Here is a 20,685-nt window from a genome sequence, read left to right as displayed (position 1 = left end):
GCCTCCTAATGATAAAAAATTTTATATTCAAAGCATGATTGATATTTACACTTTGGCGAAAAATCCGCTTGTATTCCAGAAGCCGAGAACGATTACTTCGGCTTATATTGACGTGTCAGGAAAGATGGGTCTTGCGCAGACAGTGCTCATGGTCCAGGACAATATTACGGAAAATTTTGGATCCATGAAAATGGACAATTTCGTGGTCAAGGAAAAGGGTGGCTTTTGGGTTGTTTATAAGGCCAAATTCAAATTCTTGAAACGTCCGTACTGGAAAGATAAAGTTGTCACGACATCCTTCCCGGCAGATAATCAGCTTATCCGCTTGAACGAAAATACGGCGATTACGACGATTGACGGTGAACCGATTATTTTTGCAAAACAGGAAATATGCTGCTTGAGCTTTGATCGTCATCGTCCGATGCGCCTTTCTGCGGTAGATTTTCCGACAGAAGGTTTTCCGGAAGCGTTCATGACGGATGATTTCGATCGCTTTAATGTGAAGCCTGAAGAATATCAGGAAGTTTATCAGCAGAAGGTCTTGCCGCAACATATCGATATGTCGCACCACATGAACAATATCGAATATGTAAAGCTCGCGTTGAACGTCTTTAGCGCGTCTGACTTGGAACTTTGCATTCCTTCGGAACTTGAAGTCCATTATCTGGGCGAATCTAAGGAAGGCCAGGTTTTAAAGGTGTTCCGTGCGGATCATAATGGCGCAACTTACATGCGCATTCTCGATGAAACGGACCGTCCTGTTTTCGAAATGAAACTCAGAATGATGTAGCCTACTCTAGAATGTTGAAGAATTCCGGACGATGAAAGTCCGGTTTTTCTGTTTCTATGGGAAATGCGCTGAGGTAATGGGGCGTGTTTGCTTTATCGGCGCATTTGTAGAGGTTTCCACAGAGTGGAGCTTCAAATGCTTTAATTCCGAAAATCTCGGCTGGAATTTCAACAGTCATAGTCCAGTAGACGCTGTCGTCCTGGATGCTTGGCGTGGTTCCTGAACGCTTGATCTTTGCGATAGTATCGAGCGAAAGCGTTTGTCTGTTCTCACGGCCAGTACCTCGGGCGGCAAGCACAAAGCCTCGGCTTGTCGTTTCGAAATTGAAATATTCAGCCGGGTTTGCCGGGTTCTGCAAGAAAATTTCCACGCAGGAATCTTCCCAGCTTCGACCGTTGTCTTCTTGAACGGCGGCGCGGTAGCAGTCTACGGGTTCTTCGACGGTGAATTTAACTGTGATTATGCGGGGAGTCCATGAAAAATCAGCGGTAACCATCGGGTGGATAATTCCCTGATTTGCAGTCCATTTCATATTCGGTTTTAAAAGCATGAAAACAAGTTAGCAAAAACAAATGGTGATTAAACATTGTTTAAACAGTGTTTAATCACTTTTTATTCTATTGAAAACGCTGAAATTGAATTAAAAACGCCATATGTAGCTTTTGGCATGGCTTTTGCAATATTGGGTGCGATTCCGCAAAGGTATGAATGTACCGATAGCGGCGAACCTTAAAAATAGGAGGCCGATATGGCTGAAAAGACAGAAAAGAAAACATCGAATATCCCTGCTATGTCCCCGGCATTTGATTGCCTTGCTGTGACTAACGTGCAGGTTTATCCGTTTAAGGAAGGCGCAAATCTTGGGCACATGAAGGGCGTTGCTACGATTGTGCTGAATGACCAGATTCAGATTCGCGGGCTTCGCGTGATGGATGGCGAAAACGGAATGTTTGTGGGGTATCCGATTGATACTTTCTATAAAGGGGAGGATTATCGCACCGTTTGCTTGCCTATAACTCGCCAGCTGAGAGAACATATTGAAAGCTGTGTGCTTGAAAAGTATCAGGCCGCAGTAGCATAAGGTAGGTGTAAATTGTTTCGCAGAATCCGTTCTTATTGCTTGTTTGGAATAAAGGCTGTTCCTGTCAGTGTGGAAGTCGATGCCGCTCAAGGACTGCCTGGGTTTACTCTTGTCGGACTCCCGGACAATGCGGTAAGGGAATCTCGAGAACGTGTTGTTTCTGCGATACGCTCTATCGGGAAAGTGGTGACTGGTTTTCGTACAACGGTGAACTTGTCGCCTGCGGATTTGCGAAAGGAGGGGAGTGCTTTAGACCTTCCGCTTGCGATTGGCTTGCTTGTTTCGACTGGGGAGATTGAAGTCCCTCAGCTGGATCGCTATGTCTTTGTGGGCGAACTTTCATTGGATGGTTTGTTGAAGCCTGTCCGTGGTGTGTTATCCATTGCAATGAATTTGTCTACAGAACATGACTGTATTCTTGTGATCCCGCATGGGAATGTTCAAGAAGCCTCGTTAGTGGAAGGTCTTCGTTATGTTTGTGCAAGTTCTTTAGGGGAGTGCGTTGAAATCCTAGAACGTAATTCTAGTCAGGATGTAAAAATTGCAAAAGGCATCTCTTCGTGTCATGTAAGTGTTAGTAATGAAATTCCCGATTTCAAGAATGTAGTGGGAATGGATGGCGTAAAGCGTGCTCTTGAAATTGCTGCGGCGGGAGCGCATAATTTCTTGTTGGTGGGATCGCCCGGTGCTGGTAAGACACTTTGTGCGAAATGCTTGCCGGGAATCCTCCCGGAGATGACTGAACAGGAAATTTTGGAAACGACGCGTATTCATTCTTGTGCACTCCGAGCAGGCGATTCTGATGCGTTCAAACCCGTGCTTACGCGCCCGTTTCGTTCACCGCATCATTCGGCATCGATGGTGTCGCTTGTGGGCGGCGGAACCCGGCTTTTGCCAGGGGAGGCCAGCTTGGCTCATAATGGAGTTTTGTTTCTGGATGAACTGCCTGAGTTTAACCGGAGCGTTTTGGAAGCTTTGCGCGAGCCTATGGAAGAAGGTGAAATCTCGGTTAGCCGTGCGAGTGGAACTGTTATATGGCCTGCGAGATTTATGATGGGAGCTGCGATGAATCCGTGTCCGTGCGGCTATTCTATGGACCCGAAGCGCGAGTGTACTTGCCTGCCTGAGGCTCGTAAACGCTACCGTGAAAAAATATCGGGACCGCTATTGGACCGTATCGATATACAGGTGAGCGTCCCTCCTGTTGATGCTGCGATGTTTGTTTTAAAAGGACGAGGGGAGTCGTCTGCTGATATTCGCAGACGCGTGTGTAAGGCGCGGGCTGTTCAGCGTGAACGCTTCCGCAATTTACCTTTTAAATCCAATGCTGAAATGTCGTCGGAGTATGCAAGAAAATTTGCAGAGATGACTCCTGCCGTAGAACATTTTGCTGTAAATGCTGCGGCCAAGATGGACTTGAGTGCGCGCGGTTACTTTAGGTTGTTAAAAGTTGCGCGAACGATTGCCGATTTGCGTGGCACCTCTGCTGTAGACATCATGGACCTCTCCGAAGCCTTGCGATATCGAGCCTTTAGAGGATCGTAACTTCAATTCTTAATTCCGAAGTCCTAACTCCTAATTAATTTAATGCTTGCTTCGGCGCCTAGACAGCCAGGAACGGCTTTAGGCTTTGCAACGGAGACTTCGACGGCTGTGGCTTTTGAATAATGCTCTAGAACGTATTCTGCGGTTTTTACGGCTAGCGTCTCGACAAGCTTGAAACAAGAAAGGCGGATGAACCCTTTTAGTTCTTCCGCCAGCTTTGCATAGTCGATAGATTCGTTTAAATCTTCTGTTTCTGCAGCTTTTGCGAAGTCCAACCAAAGAGTGAGGTTCAAGATGATTGGTTGTTCGTTTACGCGTTCGTAGGGGAGAACACCAACGATGCAATCAAATTGAACGTCTTTGAGCCGGATTCGCCCTTGTTCCATTACCATGCGAACAAAACGATAGCTGTGGTCAAGGAGATTGCCGATACGCCGAACCAGATGTTGCGGCCCATTGCGTAAGAATCTTTTGTATCCTTGTTGACTTTCATTCTGTTCTTGAGATCTGCATAAGTCCAGTTGGCTGCGGCGAATGCTGTCGGATCAGTTGTTTTCTTATAGTAGTCTACGCAGGCTTCTTGGTTTGTAACACCCTTGATCTTGCTGCATGCTATGGAGATCTTTTCTTCGGCAACATTGGCGACCTTTTCAAGATCCTTGTATGCGTCGTTAGCTTCGCTGGACTTCATTTGCTGGAGTACGCCAAGAACGGCGCTGCCTGCTGCAACTGCGGAGAGGGCGACTGCGCTCCAGAAGCGAACTTCGTCTGCAATACCGAAACGATCCTTAACGTCCTGTGCTGCGGCAGAGGCTGAATAATCGCGGGCGTCGGCACGGGAATTTGTGTTGTTCAGGTCGCCAGAAACGTCGTAGCTGCTGCCGTTCTTTGCTGCGATGATGTCTTCATCACAGGAAACATCAAATTCGTCGCATTCTTGCTTCGGTGCGGTGCTTGTTGCGGCGGGGGCTTCGTTTTTAAGGTCGATCTGAGTTCCATTTATAAATGCGACAGCGGATGTTGCACCTGGGATATAGACGAACTTGCCGTCGAAGTATACCTTTTCGGCATCGTCACCCGGCTTCATGCCGCGACGTTCATAAAGCTTAGCTTTGACGACATCGCTGTAGGAGGTGCCCGAGGGTACGCTCAATGCTGTCATGGAAGAAATGTCACCGACTTGGCCGATGTAAAGCTGATAGGCGTTAAGGCCAGATTCCTGAGCAAACTTCTGACGGAGGACGATTTTTCCAGAAGGAACAGATGCAGCTTCGTCAACAGAAGCTGTGCTCAGTTCGCCGTAAGAGGCGAAAACCTGGTTGTCAGACGAGACGGCATCTTTAGCCGTGAAATCAGCAATATCATAAACTCCAGCGAATGCTGCTGCAGCGGAAAGGCAGAGGGCCAATAAGAAAGAACGCTTCATCGTATCTACTCCGAATAATCCAATTTTTTTGGAAAAATATATAAAAAAAACACCAATAGTGAATTATATAATTTTTTTTCACGACTAGAATCGCGATTTAGGCGAATAAATTATTTGTGTGATGAAAATGTCAAGTTATAATATGAAATACCGTCTCGCTTGTAAAAATCTGGTTACGAAGTTCCGTTTTTTTCTAATGACCAATAGCTAACGACTAATAACGGTCGTTTGGATTTACTATATTTAAGCGCGTAAAATTTTAACCCTAAAAAAGAAGGTGCTATAATGGCAAAGCTTTCTATCGAAGATCTCGAACTCGCCGGCAAGCGCGTGTTCATCCGTGTTGACTTCAACGTTCCGCAGGACAAGGTGACTGGCGAAATCACCAACACCAAGCGTATCGAAGCCGCTCTCCCGACCATCCAGTACGCTCTCGACAAGGGTGCAGCCGTCGTGCTCGCTTCCCACCTCGGCCGTCCGAATGGCGAAAAGAACATGAAGTACACGCTCGCTCCGGTTGCCAAGAAGCTCGAAGAACTCATCAAGAAGCCGGTGAAGTTCCTCGCTGACTGCGTTGGTCCGGAAGTTGAAGCTGCCTGCGCTGCTATCAAGCCGGGTGAAATCATCCTCCTCGAAAACCTCCGCTTCCACATCGAAGAAGAAGGCAAGCGCAAGATCAAGAACGCCGATGGCACCGAAACTAAGGAAAAGGCCGACAAGGAAGCCGTGAAGGCCTTCCGCGCAAGCCTCACCAAGCTCGCTGACGTCTACGTGAACGACGCTTTCGGTACCGCACACCGCGACCACTCTTCCATGACGGGTGTCGAACTTCCGCAGCGTGCCGCTGGTTTCCTCATGAACAAGGAACTCAAGGCATTCGACCAGGTCCTCAACAATCCTCCGCGTCCGTTCCTCGCCATCCTCGGCGGTGCAAAGGTTGCTGACAAGATCCAGCTCATCAACAACCTCCTCGACAAGGCCGACAAGATCATCATCGGCGGTGGCATGGCTTTCACCTTCAAGAAGGTCCTCAACAACATCGAAATCGGTTCTTCTTTGTTTGACGAAGAAGGTGCCAAGCTCGTTCCGGATCTGATGGCCAAGGCTAAGGCTGCTGGCAAGGAAATCATCCTCCCGGTCGACTACATCGCTGCAGACAAGTTCGCTGCCGACGCTGCCACGAAGGCTGTTTCTGACGCCGAAGGCATTCCGGCTGGCTGGATGGGCCTCGATGTGGGCGCTGAATCCACCAAGCTCTTCGTGAACGCTATCAAGTCCGCAAAGACCATCGTTTGGAACGGTCCTGCAGGCGTATTCGAATTCGAAGCCTTCGAAAAGGCTACCAAGGCTATGGCTGACGCTATCGTCGAAGCTACCGCTGCTGGCGCAATCACCGTGATCGGTGGTGGCGATACCGCTACGGCTGCCAAGAAGTACGGCGCTGACAAGAAGGTGACCCACACCTCTACGGGTGGTGGCGCTTCCCTCGAACTCCTCGAAGGCAAGGTGCTTCCGGGCGTCGCTGTCTTGACTGATAAGTAACTGATTATGAGGCGAGTGAAGCGCGAACGCATGCGTTCGCATTTCCGAGCCTAGAATTTTGCGCTTGCGCAAAAAATTGGATTTTAAAGACTCTGCAACATAGTTTGCGGAGTTTTTTATATTAACTCGCATGAAAATTATTTTGTTGTGTATTGCGTTGTTGATTATGCCGAGTTTGGCGGATGAACTGGCTACTGTTACGCCTGTTGATTCAGCGGCGTATTATGACAGTTTAGCCAATTATAATTACCAAAGGTTTCGTGCTAACGAGTCTATGTCCGATGTGTTTTATTGGACGAGTGTTGGATTGTCTATTGCCACCCCGATTTTGGTGTTTGCCGCTAGAGGAGCTGCAGATTGTTATGGACCTGAAGGATGCCGAGGGGGGTATGTTGTTTTGGATGCTGCTGCGATTACCGCTGTGATTTTATTCTTGCCTTCTTGGATTACTTATGGCGGTTTCAGCATCGCGAAAATCAGGCGTCAGCGGGATTTCTATAATTACAATCGAAAAAAAGAGGAATTTTTAGAGCAACGAAAACTGAATGACGCTGAATTCGTCAGTTTGCAAGTAGGATTCGCTCCCTTGCTGAATCCTCTGGATGGGCGCTACGGCGCTGTTTTGGCGTTTTCGTTCTAGCTTTGATCGCCTTGCTTTGGCTCGGCGGTTTCGTCGTGTTCCTCGATTTTTGAGACTTTGGTGAACCAGTAGTCTTCGCTGTTGATGGAACTCATGTTGCCGATGAGCTGGTCTAGGTCGAGATTCTTGATGTCGTTGTTTTCGTTTGGCATAGTACGAATATATATTTTTATAGGAAAAGGTGATGCCGCCCTAGAACAAGTCCGGGGTGACAATCGTCCGGATAACTATGTGAAAAGGAGCTTTTATGTCGATTGCCGAAATTTCAAAGAAATTCCATGCGGATAAGCGCGGTAACTGTGCCATGGCTGTGGCTTATGGCTATGCACGAGCAACGGGCAAGTCTGAAGAAGAAGCGGTGAAGGCTGCCGAGATGTTCCGTGCTTTTGGCGGTGGCAAGGCTCCTGACGGCTTGTGCGGTGCGCTCTATGCTGCCAAGATGATGCAGCCGGACCATGCCGAATCAATCCAGGAATTCTTTAAGCGCGGCGCTCAGGGTTTTATCAGGTGCCAGGAAATTCGCCCGAACAAGATTATTCCGTGCAACCGCTGCGTGGAACTTGCCGGCGAGGCATTGGACTTTCTTGAAAAGTAATTATACCCGAACGTTCAGTAGGTCTTCTTCCCAGGCGTCTTTTAGCTTGCGAAGGGCTTCGAGGGACTTGTCGTCGGCGAGGCTTTCATCGCGGGTCTGCATGAGCTGCTTATAGCTTTCGGCAAGTTCTGTGGCGTGTGGATAATCTGGGGCGAGTTTTGCGAGTTCGCCTAGTATTGCTTCGTCGGAGTACAGGCGGGCGATTCCTTCGAGCGAGCGTTCGATATACTTTGATTTTTCGTTTTCTTGCTTGAACGCTTCTGCTTCTTTAAATTCGAGAGGCGTAATCTTGTCTATCCATGCCGTTTCTGCGATGTATAACTCGTTGTCTTCTGCGATCGCATCCTTGCGGCCAAATATTTCCAACTGCGACTTGAGGAACGGCCGATAGCTTTCTACATCGATATTTAACGAATTTTTTTCTGCAAAATCAGCGAGATTTCTGAGATTTGCCTCGGATGGATTGTTCAGGAGGCATTCTTTGAGTACTGCAAGCTGATCTTTGGGGGGAAGTCGTTTGAATGATTCGGATCTGGAGCTGTTTGCGCGGATTCTGAGCCGCAAAATGCGTAACAGCAAGAGCATCATGATGACAAAAAATACAATGGACCAATTCATGGGCGAAAAAATAGATAATCCAGCCAGAATCAGTCTCGAAAAAAGAATGAACATCTAGATATTATACAGGAGGTGTCAAAAAATCTCAAGATTTTATGTTTTTACATATATTTTGCATTATTACGCGACCTCATTCCTTTTGAATTGGTTTATATTTAGGTGGAATTGTTGTAACCTATTATTAGGTGGAGATTGGAATATTATGAAATTAAATAAATGGATTACCCTTAGCGCATTGTTTGGCTGCTCTGTAGCTTTTGCTCAAAACGCTCAGGATGTCCGTACGCTGGATATTATTATTCGTGATTTTCAACCGAATCATCCTGACTTCGAAAACTTCTCCGAAGAATCTGTTCAGCATTTGGATCAAATTTATAACTACCAGGTGGGTAACGCAGCCATGAAGTTCTTTGGCTACGATGATGACTGGTACATGAAGGCCGATCAATATCACAAAACCTGTGGTAACATGAATACGATTAACATGGGGTATGGCGCAAAGATTGGTACGGATGGTCTTCCGATGACTCCAAATATGTCTTTGCCAGGGTATTTGCAGGGAACTTCTGTTACGAATCAGACCTTGGAATACGGCGAGTGTTCTGATAAAAATAACGGTAATACACTGCGTGGTTACAAAAATGCACAACCTGGTGTAAGTGGTTACAAGTGTCCGAATGGCGGCACAAACTGGGCAAACCCGGTGATCTACACGCCTGGTATGGTATATCCTTATTTGGAGTTTACCATGGCGCCTGGAAGTGACAAAATTGATATGCTCTATGATGTGCATATCAAGAAACAGACGGAAGCCTGCGATAACCAGTTCTTTGATCAGTGGTTTACTGATGTTCCGACTATAAATAAGACTGTTTATGCGACCATGGATATTGGTAAGGATCCTCAAGGTTCCAAGTACTACATCTACGACTATAACTATAACAATGGTGGTTATTCTCCGCTTGATAGTATTGATCCTGTTTCAAGAGAAAGAGTCGGTGATAAGTCTTGTAATGCAAAAATTCAGCCCAATAAAGTATGCGAACAGTTTGGCGCACAGACTCTCTCTATTTTCTGTCCTCCATATGCTTATGAATGGGCCGATAAGCAGTACGACTACATGGGCCAAAATACAGCCCAGCTCTGTAAAGACTGGTTGCTTTTGGGTGGCCCGCGTTCTATAAATGCCGATGGTGCTGGACACAGCGCTGCTTATGTTGCTGCGGCAAGAAATGGTAAGCTCGGTATGCAGCATCTTCGCAATTACGCTTTTACCATGATGGGTTACGCAAGCTTCAAGTACAAGAATTCAAACCAGTTAAACGCAGCCGGACAGCTTGATCCTGAAGTGTTCGAATTTGCTGGTGACGATGATATGTGGATCTTTGTGGATGGCGTACTTGTTGTGGACTTGGGCGGTACCCACCTCTCTGCTCCTGGCAAGGTTAATATTTTCACATTGGCTGCAAATAATCATGGTTGCCATACGGGTGAACCTCTTTCGACTTATTCTAACTGCACGGGGGCGTCTGACGCTACGGGTTGGGCCGATGATACTTGGCATCATTTGCATTTCTTCTATGCAGACCGTCAGTCTGATGGCTCTAACATTTACATCCGTACGTCTCTTGCAGAACTTGCTCCGTCTCGCTATGGTCAGCCTACAGTGAATAATGTCGTTGTGAAGGTGGACGATAAGGGTGTTTCTCATAACAGCATGTACATGAACGTACCCCTTGCGGATTCCAGCTTAAATATGATCTTGGCAAATAAAGACGCCATACCTCCGATGGTTGTTATGCGTGATGTGACTGTTCTTGGTCCTGATGGAAAACCGTTAAAAACCCTTGCTGGAACTGATTCCGTAGTCACTATGGTTTACGGTTTCTATGTGACTTCCTTAACAGGACCGACTGATAAGGGGGCCGATGGTCAAATGTATCAGTTTGAAGGTAAGGTGATGGGTTTGGATGCGAATGGAAATGTGGTGGAAGTGCCTGGTGGTCTCCTGGGTGGCGACCGAATTGCATTCAATGTGCCGTGGAGCCAGGGCCTTGAAGACGACGGCAATAGCGGCTATCCTAAATATGTATGGGATCAGCTGATGCAGTGGTCTCACAAGACTACATATTATATTGCATCTGTGTCTGGCAAGCATGTTGAAGGATATGATGAACGTGAAAAGTGGGGCCAGATTTCTTATACCGCTCAGGCTATTGTGGCCGTGATTCCGGATGATCCTGCTTATGACCGTCCAGACTTTTCAAATGAAGCTCAGACGCTTTCGGATTTGGCCGATAGGAGTGAAGACGGAAAGCTTCCGACTGATATGACGGCTGACCTCGTGTTGACCCCGATCCCCGCTGTTGCTGGTGTTGACCCGATTAAGTGGGCTAAGGATAATGCGGATAAGCTTACTGGTTCACCCCGTCAGGGAAATACGGCTTATGCTCCGGGAACTTCTGTTGTGTACGGTGCTGGACAGGGAACCAATTCGACACTTTGCTATAGCAATGATGCTTCGACGATTCCGGGTAAAAAGAGCAATGAATCTTGCACCCAGTGGTCTTTCCCGACGACTCAGCCGTTCCATGTGAATATCCGTGTGTTTGACCACCTGGGCCACTTTGTGAATCAGTACAATAAGCGCGTAACACCAGATGATTTCAAGAAGGCTTTGGCTGGTAAATCTTCTGCTTATGATAAGATTGATACTGTTCCGGCAATTGGCTGCACGAACCAGATGTATGGTTCCGATCCTACGTCTGCTACGGGTGCAATGCTTGCAACAATCAAGATGTATCCGGTAACTGAAAAGGGTCGCTTGCTTGCTACGGGTCCGTATATTTATCAGATGACCGTCGTGATGGATCAGTTTGAATATTGCTATAAGAGCTATGGTAATAAGCTTACTGATATGACCATGCCGTTCATGCGTACTACGGAAACGATTAGACGCGGTTATCGCAGAACTCCGAAAAAGTAATATTAGTTCGTTGAAAGTTTAAAATACCCTGTGGTGAACGCCACGGGGTGTTTTTTTTCAATAGTCATTGGTCTTTGGTTATTAGAAAAAACGCGAGAATTGTTGTTGGGATTGCTCGCGGGGATCGTGATGGATTGATTAGAGAGGCTTTGCGATCAATGCGAAGGGTTCTGCATCGGTAATGCGGACGCGGAGCGTTTGACCCGCAGGGAATGTGCCTTGGAGGGCCACGGGGCGGTAAGCTGCATTGCGGGCAATGGTGGTTCCGGCGCGGTAGCCTTGCTTTTCTGTGATGACGGTGCATTCGTCGCCAATCCATTCGCGGTTGTTTTCGAGGGCGATTTGCTGGAACGCTTCGGCGAGAATCGCGGAACGCTCGTGCTTGACGGCGTCGGGAACTGCTTGACTGGATGCTTCGAGACGCGCGGCGACTGTGCCTGGGCGCGCAACAAAACGTGTAATGTTGCAGACGGTCGGGCGAGTTTCTTTCAAAAGCTTTAATGTGTCGTTGAAATCAGCGGCGGTTTCAACGGGATAGCCGACGATAAGGTCGGTGCTGAGTGTGAACTTGTTGAATCGCTCGGTAAAGGCGTGTGCGAGGGTGGCGTAGTCTCGTGCGGTGTGGCGGCGGTTCATTGCCTTGAGCACGTTTTCGCTGCCGCTCTGGACGGGAATGTGGATGAACTTGTAAATGCGATCATCTGTGAAGCAGTCCAGGAGCGCTTCTTGATAGCCAAGGACATGGCGCGGATTGCCCATGCCGAGGCGGATGCGGTAATTGCCGTTCACGTGCGTTAAGATTCTTTGCGTGAGTTCGGCGAGATTTGTGTTGATGTCAAAGCCGTAGCAGGCGCAGTCTTGGCCGGTGAGCTGAATTTCAAGGCAGCCGTCATCGACGAGCGCCTGGACTTGATCCACGATGGTTTGGGGCGCAAAGCTATGGAGGCGGCCTTTGACGAGGTGCGTGCTGCAAAAGGCGCAGGCGTCGAGGCAACCTTCTTCGATGTTCACGATGCCGACGAACGGCGATTCGCGAAGGACGTTGCGAGTTAATGTAGCCGAGGCTTCGAGTTCTTTCAGGCTTGTGAATTGTACATGCGGCACGGCGCGGAGGGCTTCTTCTCGGAAATCCTTGGGAGCGCAACCCGTGATGTATATGGGAACGCCAGGGTAGGTGCTGGCTGCTTTGCGCAGAAGCTTCATGGCGCCTGCATTGCCCTTGACCGTGCAAACGTTCAAATAGAAAGCTTCGGGCTTTTCAACGTGTGTGGCGGCGAGATTCGCGGAATTATCAAGATTCGCGGGCTTCTTGGATGAAGTGCTCGCGGCATTTTCTGGATTCTCGGCATTTATGGAATGCGCGGCATTCATGGTGAGCGCCGCTTTTGCTTCCGGGAACTCGAACGTGACTTCGGATTTCTGGGAGAGAATGCGCGCGATCTTTTCGCCGTCACCGAAATTTGCGGCACAGCCCTGGCTTAAAACGACTATCATCTCTTGAATTTTTCCAGCGTGATGCCGGGGTAATAGTGCGTTAAAATCTGGATGTAACTTTGGCCAGCCTGTGCGCGGGCGCGAGCGCCCATTTGGCAAAGCCCAACGCCATGTCCAAATCCTTTGCCCTTGAGAATCCAGTCATTACCGTTTTTATGGATGCGGAAAAAGCTGGAGGGGAGAATGGTGCCGCCGCGCTTGAATAGCCAGCGGATTTTGTCTGCTTTTGCAGTGAACGAGCCGTTGTTCGTTTCGATGACGAGCGTGTGGATGCGACCGCTCTTGAGCGTGTCTTGAATGTGCATCGACTTGATGCTCGAAAAACTCGGGACGTTTGCTTTCGCTTCTTTTGCGTTTATCTGGAATAAATCGCGAAGCTCGTCTTCGGTAAATTCACGAGTCCATTCTGAGTAGTTGGATTCGCGGCACCACGGCGTTCCGTCGGGGCGGAGGTCGGGCTTGTTCTTGAGATAGGGATGGTCCGGGCGGCCCCAGGTGGCAACGCCTTCAGTTTCGCCACCGCAAGTGGAATGGTAATAGGCGGTGATGAATTCTCCGTTGTACGTCATCACGACGCCTTCGGTTTCGCGGACGGCTTTGTCTGTAAGTTCTGTGGCGCTGTGGAGGCCTTTGTAGACTTGGTCGCGTGTGTCGGCGTAAACGTCAAAGCCTTGTGCAACGCGGCTTCCAAAGTGCTTGTACGCGTAGGTGCGAGCGGCAACGGCTTGAGCCTTGAGCGCTTCGAACTTGGATTCGTCGAGTTTGCCGATTTCGTAAGGAACAACACCACGCAAGTAATCTTCGATGTCGATGACGTTAATGGCGTTTAGCTTGTTGCCATTGGCGGAGACGATAAATTCACCATTGTAGCAAGCTTTGTTGAGACCTGCTTTGTCTGTTGCGATGGCGGTGCAATCGCTAGCGGAGGAACCCGTGGCCTTGAAGACGCGTCGGTCTGCGGTTTGCTGGCGTTTTGATTTTGTCTTGATTTTGAGTTTGCCTTTAGAGGCGGTGATGTGCAGTTCTTCGTTCTTTTGACGGACGAAGATATTTGGCGCACCTACAAAGACTCCCACCTGAATAGGGCGGTTGAGCTCTTTGGCGATTTTTTGAGGAACAATGGTCTGCTCGGATACGCTGTTTGCTTCGATCGGGCTATACTCAGAATTGCCGGCCGCAAGAGATGAGGTCGCCAAAGAGAGTGTCGTCAAAGCAACTGCTGAAAATATCCGGAGCAGGCCCATGGACCTTATTTCTTTTTGAGCTTCGCCTGGGTTTCTTTTGCCATCTTGCGGAGCTTGGACTGATTCATCGTGCGGTCTGACGTCGAGATCTTATCGACAAAGAGGTCGCCGTTGAGGTGGTCGCATTCGTGCTGGATGCAGCGGGCGAACAGACCTTCGCAGTTATGAATTTCCTGGGCTTCGCCATTGATGTCAAAGAAACGAACTGTCACGCGGTCCGGACGGACAACGTTGCAGAAGATTTCCGGGAGGGAGAGGCAGCCTTCGTCGTAATCGACGTTCTTGGCATCCGGTTCAGCTTCCCATTCGGGGTTGAACATGATGTACGGACGCGGTTCCTCTTCGTCTGGAATGGCGGTGTCAATGACCACGAGACGGATGTTCTTGCCAATCTGCGGAGCGGCAAGGCCGCAGCCCGGAGCATCGTACATGGTTTCGAGCATGTCTTTGGCGAGCTGGCGGAGTTCCGGCGTGATTTCGGTGATGGGTTCGCACTTTTTGCGAAGCACCGGGTCACCGTAAATTCTGATGGGGAGAATGGCCATGATTACTTCTTTTCTTCGACCTTAGCGGAAGTGTCGTTGTTGATGACGCGGAGGATGGCAGCCTTTTCGAATTCGATGGTGGAGGTGCCAGTGCGGAGCGTGATGATGTTTTCTTCCATGCTAGCGATGGTGCCGATGATGCCTGCGGCGGTCATGACCTTGTCGCCCTTCTTGAGCTGCTTGCGCATTTCGTCCATCTGCTTCATTTCCTTCTGCTTCGGGCGGATGAAGAAGAGCCACATCACCACAAAGAGGAGGATGAGCGGGAGGAAGCTGGCGAGAGCGCCCGGCTGTTCCGGCTGTGCTGCGTCCTGAGCGAAAGCGGCGATGGAGGAAAGAGTCACGAGAAGTGCAGAGAGTTTCATATTGAACCTTGTAGGGGTGAATGTTTTATTGCTACACAAAAATAGAAATTTAGACGAGAGACGATAAATGCGTAAGGCGAATATCGCGACAAAAAACTTGTTTTTTGACATGATTGAGCCTAGCATTTAGCACTTGTGTAAAGACGAGAGACGAGAGAAATGTCTCTTAAAAACATCTTTCGTCTGTAGGCGGGAACCGCCGTTCTTTCGTCTAACTACTTCCTACAGTCTATTGACTAATGACCAATGGCTATTGACCAGTAATTAATTTTTTATCGAGCAATGGATAAATACGGTTGAGTTCGAGCAGGTTTAGGAGCTTATCGAAGTTGGCGCAATATTTATTTTGGGAGAGTTCTTTGAGAAGCTGCTTTTGCAAAAGCGTTTCGAGGTTGCGCGGGGTGAGGCTCATCCCGTGCATGGTGCGCTTGGTCTGCTCAATCAAATCGCTTGTGTTTACGGCGACAAGACCGTCGGACTGGAGCTCGCCTTTGTCGCAGGCGGCTTTCACGAATGCAGTGAGGATTGCCTGGTCGGTAAGCGAAAGGATGTTCGGCGATGTACTCTTGTAAATGGCGCGATGGCGGAGCGTCTCGTAGAGAATCTTGATTAGCGGCTTGTTCTCGACAGATACGGATTCCGATTGCAAACGGACAAGCTTAAAGTCCTGTAAAATAATTAATAGTTTATATGTACCAAATGCGGAAAGCTTTGAAAATTGTGCAATTTCGTCTTGTAGTGCGACTAAACTAATATCTTTTGCGGGCACTCTCGAAAGCACGAACAACAGCGACGGGAAAGTTGTAATCAAGTCGCTCTTGCGCTTGTTCTCTTGCGCGATGTGGTTGCGCTGTGTGAGGAACGCGAGAATGGACTTGAGCCAAATCGGTTGCTTGGCCATTGCGTCGTGCAGGGCGCTTTGCGGGATGACCTCGATTTCACAGTCTTCTTCGGCGTGGACCGTGTATTCCATGGGCTCGCCAGCGATGAGGCTGAGTTCGCCAAACGTGGAACCGGGGCCGAAATTCAGGACCTGCGTGCCGTTTTGCTCATCCTTTGAAGTCGCGGTAAGCGCACCGCTTTTGACGATGTAAAATGAATGGGTGAGGTCCCCTTGCAAGCAAAGATTTTCGCCTTCTCTCAATATCATTTTACCGTCCCCTTGAGATTTGGCTCGTATTGCAATGTCAATAAATAGTAATTTACTTTATCTATATTAAGCGCGAAAAGATGGTTCTCTTTTTCGATGAACCATTCAAATTGCTGCATCTGGAGCCAGTCTGCAACGCTAACTTCAAGGTTGTGCGTTTTGAACAAATTTATCCATGCAGAACCGTCCATGGTCGTATTGGGTTCGAGAGTCGATAGCCAGACGAGGTTTCTCTTTTGCTGGAGCGTGAGCTTGAACGGGAGCCATGGAAGTTCAAGTTCTTGTGTCTTGAGGTAATCCGCGAAAATTTCGAGAAGGCGCGGGTCAGGGACGGTAAGCGTCAAACCGTTCGCTTGCGGGATGAGCATCTTGCGACGGATAAGCGTCTTTAGCGCTTCGTTTGCGGCTGGGAGCGGCGTCTTGGTAAGCCACGAGAATTCCTGCAACAGCAACTGCTTTTGCAAAATTTCGTCTTTGCTGTAGAATTTGCAGAAAGAGGCGAGGCTTTCGAGCGGATTTTCCGTCTTTGCGGCGCGGATGGATTCGTTGATGCGGCGCGTCTTGGCCGAAATTGCCTTGATGGCCGCCAAAAGCCAGACGGGGAGCGCTTTTAGCTCGGATTCCATGCACTCGTCATTGATGATGGTGATGGTGGAATCGGTGGTCGCCTGGAAAATGTAGCGTACGGGTTCGCGTTCAAGCAGGGCGCCTACGCCCACGAGATTACCGGGATGGATCTTGAAAACGACCTTGTTGTTCGCTTTGGGGTCGAGGGCGACAAGCTCACCTTCGTTCAAAAGGATGATTTTCTTGTCTTCGTCCTGAGGTGAGGATACAACAAAACCCGCCTTCACGCAGAGTCGCGTGGGCGGGATAAGTCTTGGTTGCGAATTCCCCGTAATCATCGGGAAATAACCGCCTTCGAAGTCCGGCTAATTAAGCCTGGCGTTCTTCGATACGTGCAGCCTTACCGCGGAGGTCGCGCATGTAGTAAATGCGAGCCTGGTGAACCTTACCGGAGCGTTCGACAACGATGGAGTCGATGCGCGGGGAGTTGACCGGGAAGATACGTTCGACAGCGACTGCACCGGACATCTTGCGGACCGTGATGGACTTGCCGATGCCAGAGTTCTTCTGCTGAATAACGACGCCCTTGAACGGCTGGATACGTTCCTTGGTACCTTCGATAACCTTGACGTTAACGGTAACGGTATCGCCAGCACGGAATTCCGGAAGGTCGGTCTTCAAATTTTCGTTTTGGATTGCTTCAATGTTCAGGGACATAATGTGTACCTCGTTATTATTTGTCGCCAAATGTAGTATTTATTTCAAGATTTTTAAAGATGTCGGGGCGTCTTTCTTGCGTTCTTTTTAACGATTCTTGACGTCTCCACTCTGAAATGTTCTTGTGATGACCGGAAAGTAGCACCTCAGGCACCTTTTTTCCTTCGAATTCTTCGGGGCGGGTGTAGACGGGCCAGCCCAAAACACCTTGCGCGAAGGAGTCCGTTTCGCCGGATTCCTTGTGGCCCAGAGCGCCGTCCAGCAGTCGCACTACGGCGTCCGTGACGAGCATCGCCGGAAGTTCGCCTCCGCTTACGACAAAGTCTCCGATGGAAATTTCCATGTCGACCTCGGTCTGGCGGATGCGGTCATCGATTCCCTTGTAGTGTCCGCAGACAAGAACAAGGTGGTTTTCTTGAGAGAGTTCTTTGGCAATCTTGTGTGTGAAGGGGACGCCATCTGCCGTGAGGTAGATGACCTTTCCGCCATCTTCCTTGACTCCCGTGCTGCGAATGGCCTTCGCAAGCGGTTCGGGACGGAGTACCATGCCCGGTTCGCCACCGTACGGAACGTCGTCCACCTGCCCGTAGGCGTTGATGGCGAAGTCTCGCAGATAGACTGTATTGAACTCAAACAAGCCTTTTGCCTGTGCGCGGCCCATGATTGAACTTTTCATCGGCGCGAACATTTCGGGGAAGATGGTGATGCAGTCGATCTTCATCGTTCCTCCGGGCAAACGGATTTTAAATAGTCGCTATCACAAACAATGAACTTTTCTTCGTCGTTGATTTCCTTGACGCAATCGTCAATCCAAGGGGCGAGGATGGACTTGCTGCTGAATTCGGATTGCACGGCAAGGTCGAACTTGATGAGGAACGCATCGACCGTCATCAGTTCTTGCACTTCGATGACTTCGCCGACGTCGCGGCCGTCTTCGGTGTGGACGCGGAAGCCTTCCAGGTCGTCAAGATAGTATTCGCCTTCGGGGAGCGGGAGACGTTCGGATTCGGGAATCATGACGTCGCCATTGACGAGCGGGGACAGTGCTTCTGGAGTGTCGAAACCCTTGAATTTCAAGAGCCAGAGGTTGTTTGCCTGCTTGGCATCTTCGAGGGTGAGTTCCAGAACTTCGCCATTCCTCTTTTGAACGCGCACGTCTTTGAGGCTCTTGCAGCGAGTCAGGTCGTGGGTCAGGGGCATCGCTTTGATGTAGCCTTTGACGCCATGCGCACGCATGAGCTGGCAGACGGTGATGAATTCTTCGGAATTGGGCATTCTTAGACGAAAGACGAGAGACTAGAGACGAGTGTTGTTTGTGCTTTGCTAAAGAAAAAAGTCCCGTGCGTGTGGCACGAGACTCTTTATTAAAGGCGTAATTAAGCCTGTGCTTCTTCAGCGGCCGGAGCTTCAGCAGCTTCCTTGGCAGCCTTTTCGGCTTCGAGGCGAGCCTGAGCCTTCGGGCTCAACTTGCGCTGCTTGGACTTGATTTCGCGAGCGACCGGAGCCTTGCCTTCGATGGAGCGGTTGGCCTTGAGGTCGTGGAACAAGTCAGAAATGCCAGTCTTCTTGAGGAGAGACTTGACCGTGTCAGACGGCTGTGCACCGACGGAGAGCCACTTGAGGACCTTTTCCTGTTCGAAGCGGATTTCCGGCTGCTTGAGGTTCGGGTTGAAGAAACCGACCTGTTCGATAAAGCTATCGTCGCGAGCCTTGCGGTTGTCGATGACGACGATGCGGTAGATCGGGTTGTGACGCTTGCCGAAGCGGGCGAGACGGATAACAGTTGCCATTTTATACCTCTTTATGGGGTTTTTCCCGAAATTTCGGGGTTTTAGTTCTTTTGATGCCAAATATAGCAAACTTGCTTTTGTGTGTAAAGGACGGCAATGAAAAAAAAATCCGTCCTTTTCTTATAAATTAATTTTATGAGTGGCACATAATTAGCAAAAAATGTCGAAATTCGTCTAAAAATGGCAATTTAAAAGAAAAATGCCCGCTTGGTAGCGGGCGCTTAATTATCTCTTTTTCTTTTTGTTTTTGTCTTTAGGCGGGGTGTAGTTCGAACCGATCGTACCGCCGTTGTTTTGGCGTTTGGCAAAATCGCCGACCTTCTTGAACATTTCCTTCATGCTTTCGTACTGCTTTAGGACTGCGTTCACGCGGGCAGCGTCCGTGCCGGAACCCTTTGCGATACGGGCCTTGCGGCTACCGTCGATAATCTGCGGTTTCTTGCGTTCCTTCGGCGTCATGGAGCTGAGCACTGCTTCCACATAGACGAGTTGCTTTTCGTCAATCTGGTCGAGCGGGAGCTTGTTGAGTCCCGGGATGAGGCTCAAAATGTCCTTGATGCGGCCGAGTTTCTTGATGGTGCGGAGTTGCTTCAAGAAGTCGTTCAAGTCGAACGTGTTGTTGAGAATCTTTTTCTTGAGGTCCTTGGCGTCCTTTTCGTCGATGACCTGCTGGGCCTTTTCGACGAGGCTGACCACGTCACCCATGCCGAGGATTCGGCTTGCCATGCGGTCCGGGTGGAAAAGGTCGATTTCGTTCAGCTTTTCGCCAACGCCGATAAAGCATATAGGTACGCCCGTCATCTTCTTGATGCTGAGGGCTGCACCGCCGCGGGTATCGCCATCCATCTTCGAGAGGCAGACGCCCGTGAAGTTCAGGCGGTTCCAGAACGTCTCGGCGACATTCACCGCTTCCTGACCGATCATCGCGTCGGCGACGAACAGAATTTCGTCCGGATGAACCGCGTCGCGGGCCTTTTCAAGTTCCTGCATCAACTCTTCGTCAATCTGCAAACGGCCTGCCGTATCGTAAATCACGAGGTCAAAACCGTTGTCCTTTGCGTACTGGTAGCCGTGCTTGATGATTTCGACCGGATTGCCCTGACCTTCGTCATAAACCGGAACGCCGATGGACTTGCCGAGCACCTGCAACTGCTTGATAGCGGCTGGACGGTAAACGTCAGCGGCAACGAGGAGCGGTTTGCGCTTCTTCTTGCTGCGCATCCAGAGAGCGATTTTGCCTGCGAAAGTCGTCTTACCCGAACCCTGCAGACCAACCATCATGATGCCCACCGGAGATGGTGCAGAAAGGTTGATTTCCTTAGTTTCGCCACCCATGACGGACACAAGTTCGTCGTGGATAATCTTCACAATCTGCTGACCCGGGGTCACGGAATTGAGCACCTCGGCGCCCATGGACTTTTCCTTGACGGACTTCACAAAGTCGCGGGTCACGTTGAAGTTCACGTCGGCAGCGAGGAACGCGCGACGCACTTCGCGCAGCGATTCCGCCACATTTTCTTCGGTAAGTTTGCCCTGCCCACGCAGGTTCTTGAGGGTATTTTCTAGAGAATCAGTCAGCTGTGAAAACAT

23 protein-coding genes are annotated in these 20,685 nt (G+C 49.5%); 7 read left to right on the top strand and 16 right to left on the bottom strand.

Annotation, left to right across the window (positions count from 1 at the left end; genetic code table 11):
* Nucleotides 1-34 precede the first annotated feature (34 nt).
* Nucleotides 35-790, top strand: coding sequence for an acyl-[acyl-carrier-protein] thioesterase (locus ACJMM9_RS15575; RefSeq protein WP_405328967.1), 756 nt, complete (start codon nt 35-37; stop codon nt 788-790).
* A 1-nt stretch (nt 791) separates the two neighbouring features.
* On the opposite strand, the gene ACJMM9_RS15570 is transcribed toward ACJMM9_RS15575, so the two are convergent.
* Nucleotides 792-1,322, bottom strand: a complete 531-nt coding sequence (locus tag ACJMM9_RS15570) for a carbohydrate-binding family 9-like protein (RefSeq protein ID WP_405328964.1) — start codon at nt 1,320-1,322, stop codon at nt 792-794.
* A 216-nt stretch (nt 1,323-1,538) separates the two neighbouring features.
* On the opposite strand from ACJMM9_RS15570, the gene ACJMM9_RS15565 reads away from it, so the two are divergent.
* On the top strand, nt 1,539-1,871 hold the full coding sequence (locus ACJMM9_RS15565) for a SpoVG family protein (RefSeq protein ID WP_303733070.1): 333 nt from the start codon (nt 1,539-1,541) through the stop codon (nt 1,869-1,871).
* A gap of 12 nt (nt 1,872-1,883) precedes the next feature.
* Nucleotides 1,884-3,416: a YifB family Mg chelatase-like AAA ATPase gene (locus ACJMM9_RS15560; protein WP_405328962.1), complete on the top strand. Its 1,533-nt coding sequence runs from the start codon at nt 1,884-1,886 to the stop codon at nt 3,414-3,416.
* Nucleotides 3,417-3,439: 23 nt separating this feature from the next.
* Here ACJMM9_RS15560 and folB read toward each other — a convergent pair whose 3' ends face one another.
* Together folB and ACJMM9_RS15550 are read right to left on the bottom strand one after the other, a co-directional pair.
* Nucleotides 3,440-3,802: a dihydroneopterin aldolase gene (gene folB / locus ACJMM9_RS15555; protein WP_405328959.1), complete on the bottom strand. Its 363-nt coding sequence runs from the start codon at nt 3,800-3,802 to the stop codon at nt 3,440-3,442.
* Nucleotides 3,802-4,842, bottom strand: a complete 1,041-nt coding sequence (locus ACJMM9_RS15550; protein WP_405328956.1) for a hypothetical protein — start codon at nt 4,840-4,842, stop codon at nt 3,802-3,804. The genes folB and ACJMM9_RS15550 overlap by 1 nt, the downstream gene beginning before the upstream one ends.
* A gap of 285 nt (nt 4,843-5,127) precedes the next feature.
* Here ACJMM9_RS15550 and pgk point away from each other — a divergent pair, with 285 nt between their 5' ends.
* Nucleotides 5,128-6,384, top strand: coding sequence for a phosphoglycerate kinase (pgk, locus tag ACJMM9_RS15545; RefSeq protein ID WP_283428372.1), 1,257 nt, complete (start codon nt 5,128-5,130; stop codon nt 6,382-6,384).
* 130 nt (nt 6,385-6,514) lie between these two features.
* A complete protein-coding gene (locus tag ACJMM9_RS15540; RefSeq protein ID WP_405328953.1) occupies nt 6,515-7,024 on the top strand; it encodes a hypothetical protein in 510 nt (169 codons plus the stop codon).
* Here the strand turns inward: ACJMM9_RS15540 and ACJMM9_RS15535 are convergent.
* Nucleotides 7,021-7,176: a hypothetical protein gene (locus tag ACJMM9_RS15535; RefSeq protein WP_405328950.1), complete on the bottom strand. Its 156-nt coding sequence runs from the start codon at nt 7,174-7,176 to the stop codon at nt 7,021-7,023. The genes ACJMM9_RS15540 and ACJMM9_RS15535 overlap by 4 nt on opposite strands.
* A gap of 95 nt (nt 7,177-7,271) precedes the next feature.
* Here ACJMM9_RS15535 and ACJMM9_RS15530 point away from each other — a divergent pair, with 95 nt between their 5' ends.
* Nucleotides 7,272-7,619: a hypothetical protein gene (locus tag ACJMM9_RS15530; protein WP_405328947.1), complete on the top strand. Its 348-nt coding sequence runs from the start codon at nt 7,272-7,274 to the stop codon at nt 7,617-7,619.
* Here the strand turns inward: ACJMM9_RS15530 and ACJMM9_RS15525 are convergent, their stop codons facing one another.
* Nucleotides 7,620-8,237, bottom strand: a complete 618-nt coding sequence (locus tag ACJMM9_RS15525) for a hypothetical protein (protein WP_405328945.1) — start codon at nt 8,235-8,237, stop codon at nt 7,620-7,622.
* A gap of 202 nt (nt 8,238-8,439) precedes the next feature.
* Here ACJMM9_RS15525 and ACJMM9_RS15520 point away from each other — a divergent pair, with 202 nt between their 5' ends.
* Nucleotides 8,440-11,223 (top strand): fibro-slime domain-containing protein, encoded by a 2,784-nt coding sequence (locus ACJMM9_RS15520; protein ID WP_405328943.1) that lies wholly within the window; start codon nt 8,440-8,442, stop codon nt 11,221-11,223.
* 138 nt (nt 11,224-11,361) lie between these two features.
* On the opposite strand, the gene ACJMM9_RS15515 is transcribed toward ACJMM9_RS15520, so the two are convergent.
* From ACJMM9_RS15515 to ffh, 11 genes are all read right to left on the bottom strand, one after another.
* On the bottom strand, nt 11,362-12,717 hold the full coding sequence (locus tag ACJMM9_RS15515) for a MiaB/RimO family radical SAM methylthiotransferase (RefSeq protein ID WP_405328940.1): 1,356 nt from the start codon (nt 12,715-12,717) through the stop codon (nt 11,362-11,364).
* The gene (locus ACJMM9_RS15510; RefSeq protein ID WP_405328938.1) at nt 12,714-13,913 is read right to left on the bottom strand and encodes a SpoIID/LytB domain-containing protein; all 1,200 of its coding nucleotides are present in this window, start codon (nt 13,911-13,913) and stop codon (nt 12,714-12,716) included. The genes ACJMM9_RS15515 and ACJMM9_RS15510 overlap by 4 nt, the downstream gene beginning before the upstream one ends.
* Before the next feature lie 53 nt (nt 13,914-13,966).
* Nucleotides 13,967-14,506 (bottom strand): peptide deformylase, encoded by a 540-nt coding sequence (def, locus tag ACJMM9_RS15505; RefSeq protein WP_014547023.1) that lies wholly within the window; start codon nt 14,504-14,506, stop codon nt 13,967-13,969.
* A gap of 2 nt (nt 14,507-14,508) precedes the next feature.
* The gene (gene yajC, locus ACJMM9_RS15500; protein WP_088639352.1) at nt 14,509-14,871 is read right to left on the bottom strand and encodes a preprotein translocase subunit YajC; all 363 of its coding nucleotides are present in this window, start codon (nt 14,869-14,871) and stop codon (nt 14,509-14,511) included.
* A gap of 250 nt (nt 14,872-15,121) precedes the next feature.
* Nucleotides 15,122-16,021: a Crp/Fnr family transcriptional regulator gene (locus ACJMM9_RS15495; RefSeq protein ID WP_405328934.1), complete on the bottom strand. Its 900-nt coding sequence runs from the start codon at nt 16,019-16,021 to the stop codon at nt 15,122-15,124.
* Nucleotides 16,018-16,926, bottom strand: coding sequence for a Crp/Fnr family transcriptional regulator (locus ACJMM9_RS15490; RefSeq protein ID WP_405328932.1), 909 nt, complete (start codon nt 16,924-16,926; stop codon nt 16,018-16,020). Before ACJMM9_RS15490 ends, ACJMM9_RS15495 begins: the two co-directional genes overlap by 4 nt.
* Nucleotides 16,927-16,957: 31 nt before the next feature.
* On the bottom strand, nt 16,958-17,305 hold the full coding sequence (gene rplS, locus ACJMM9_RS15485) for a 50S ribosomal protein L19 (protein WP_073424632.1): 348 nt from the start codon (nt 17,303-17,305) through the stop codon (nt 16,958-16,960).
* Nucleotides 17,306-17,321: 16 nt separating this feature from the next.
* On the bottom strand, nt 17,322-18,026 hold the full coding sequence (trmD, locus tag ACJMM9_RS15480; protein ID WP_014547027.1) for a tRNA (guanosine(37)-N1)-methyltransferase TrmD: 705 nt from the start codon (nt 18,024-18,026) through the stop codon (nt 17,322-17,324).
* Nucleotides 18,023-18,580: a ribosome maturation factor RimM gene (gene rimM, locus ACJMM9_RS15475; protein WP_405328928.1), complete on the bottom strand. Its 558-nt coding sequence runs from the start codon at nt 18,578-18,580 to the stop codon at nt 18,023-18,025. The genes trmD and rimM overlap by 4 nt, the downstream gene beginning before the upstream one ends.
* Nucleotides 18,581-18,681: 101 nt before the next feature.
* Nucleotides 18,682-19,095 carry a 30S ribosomal protein S16 gene (gene rpsP, locus ACJMM9_RS15470; protein ID WP_014547029.1) on the bottom strand — a complete coding sequence of 138 codons (414 nt, stop codon included), beginning with the start codon at nt 19,093-19,095 and terminating at the stop codon, nt 18,682-18,684.
* A gap of 225 nt (nt 19,096-19,320) precedes the next feature.
* Complete coding sequence (gene ffh, locus ACJMM9_RS15465) at nt 19,321-20,685, bottom strand: signal recognition particle protein (RefSeq protein WP_405328925.1); 1,365 nt, start codon at nt 20,683-20,685, stop codon at nt 19,321-19,323.

This window comes from Fibrobacter sp., assembly GCF_045112255.1.
Lineage (GTDB): Bacteria > Fibrobacterota > Fibrobacteria > Fibrobacterales > Fibrobacteraceae > Fibrobacter.
Note: the sequence above shows the minus strand (reverse complement) of the source record. Positions and strands in the feature narration are given on the sequence as shown.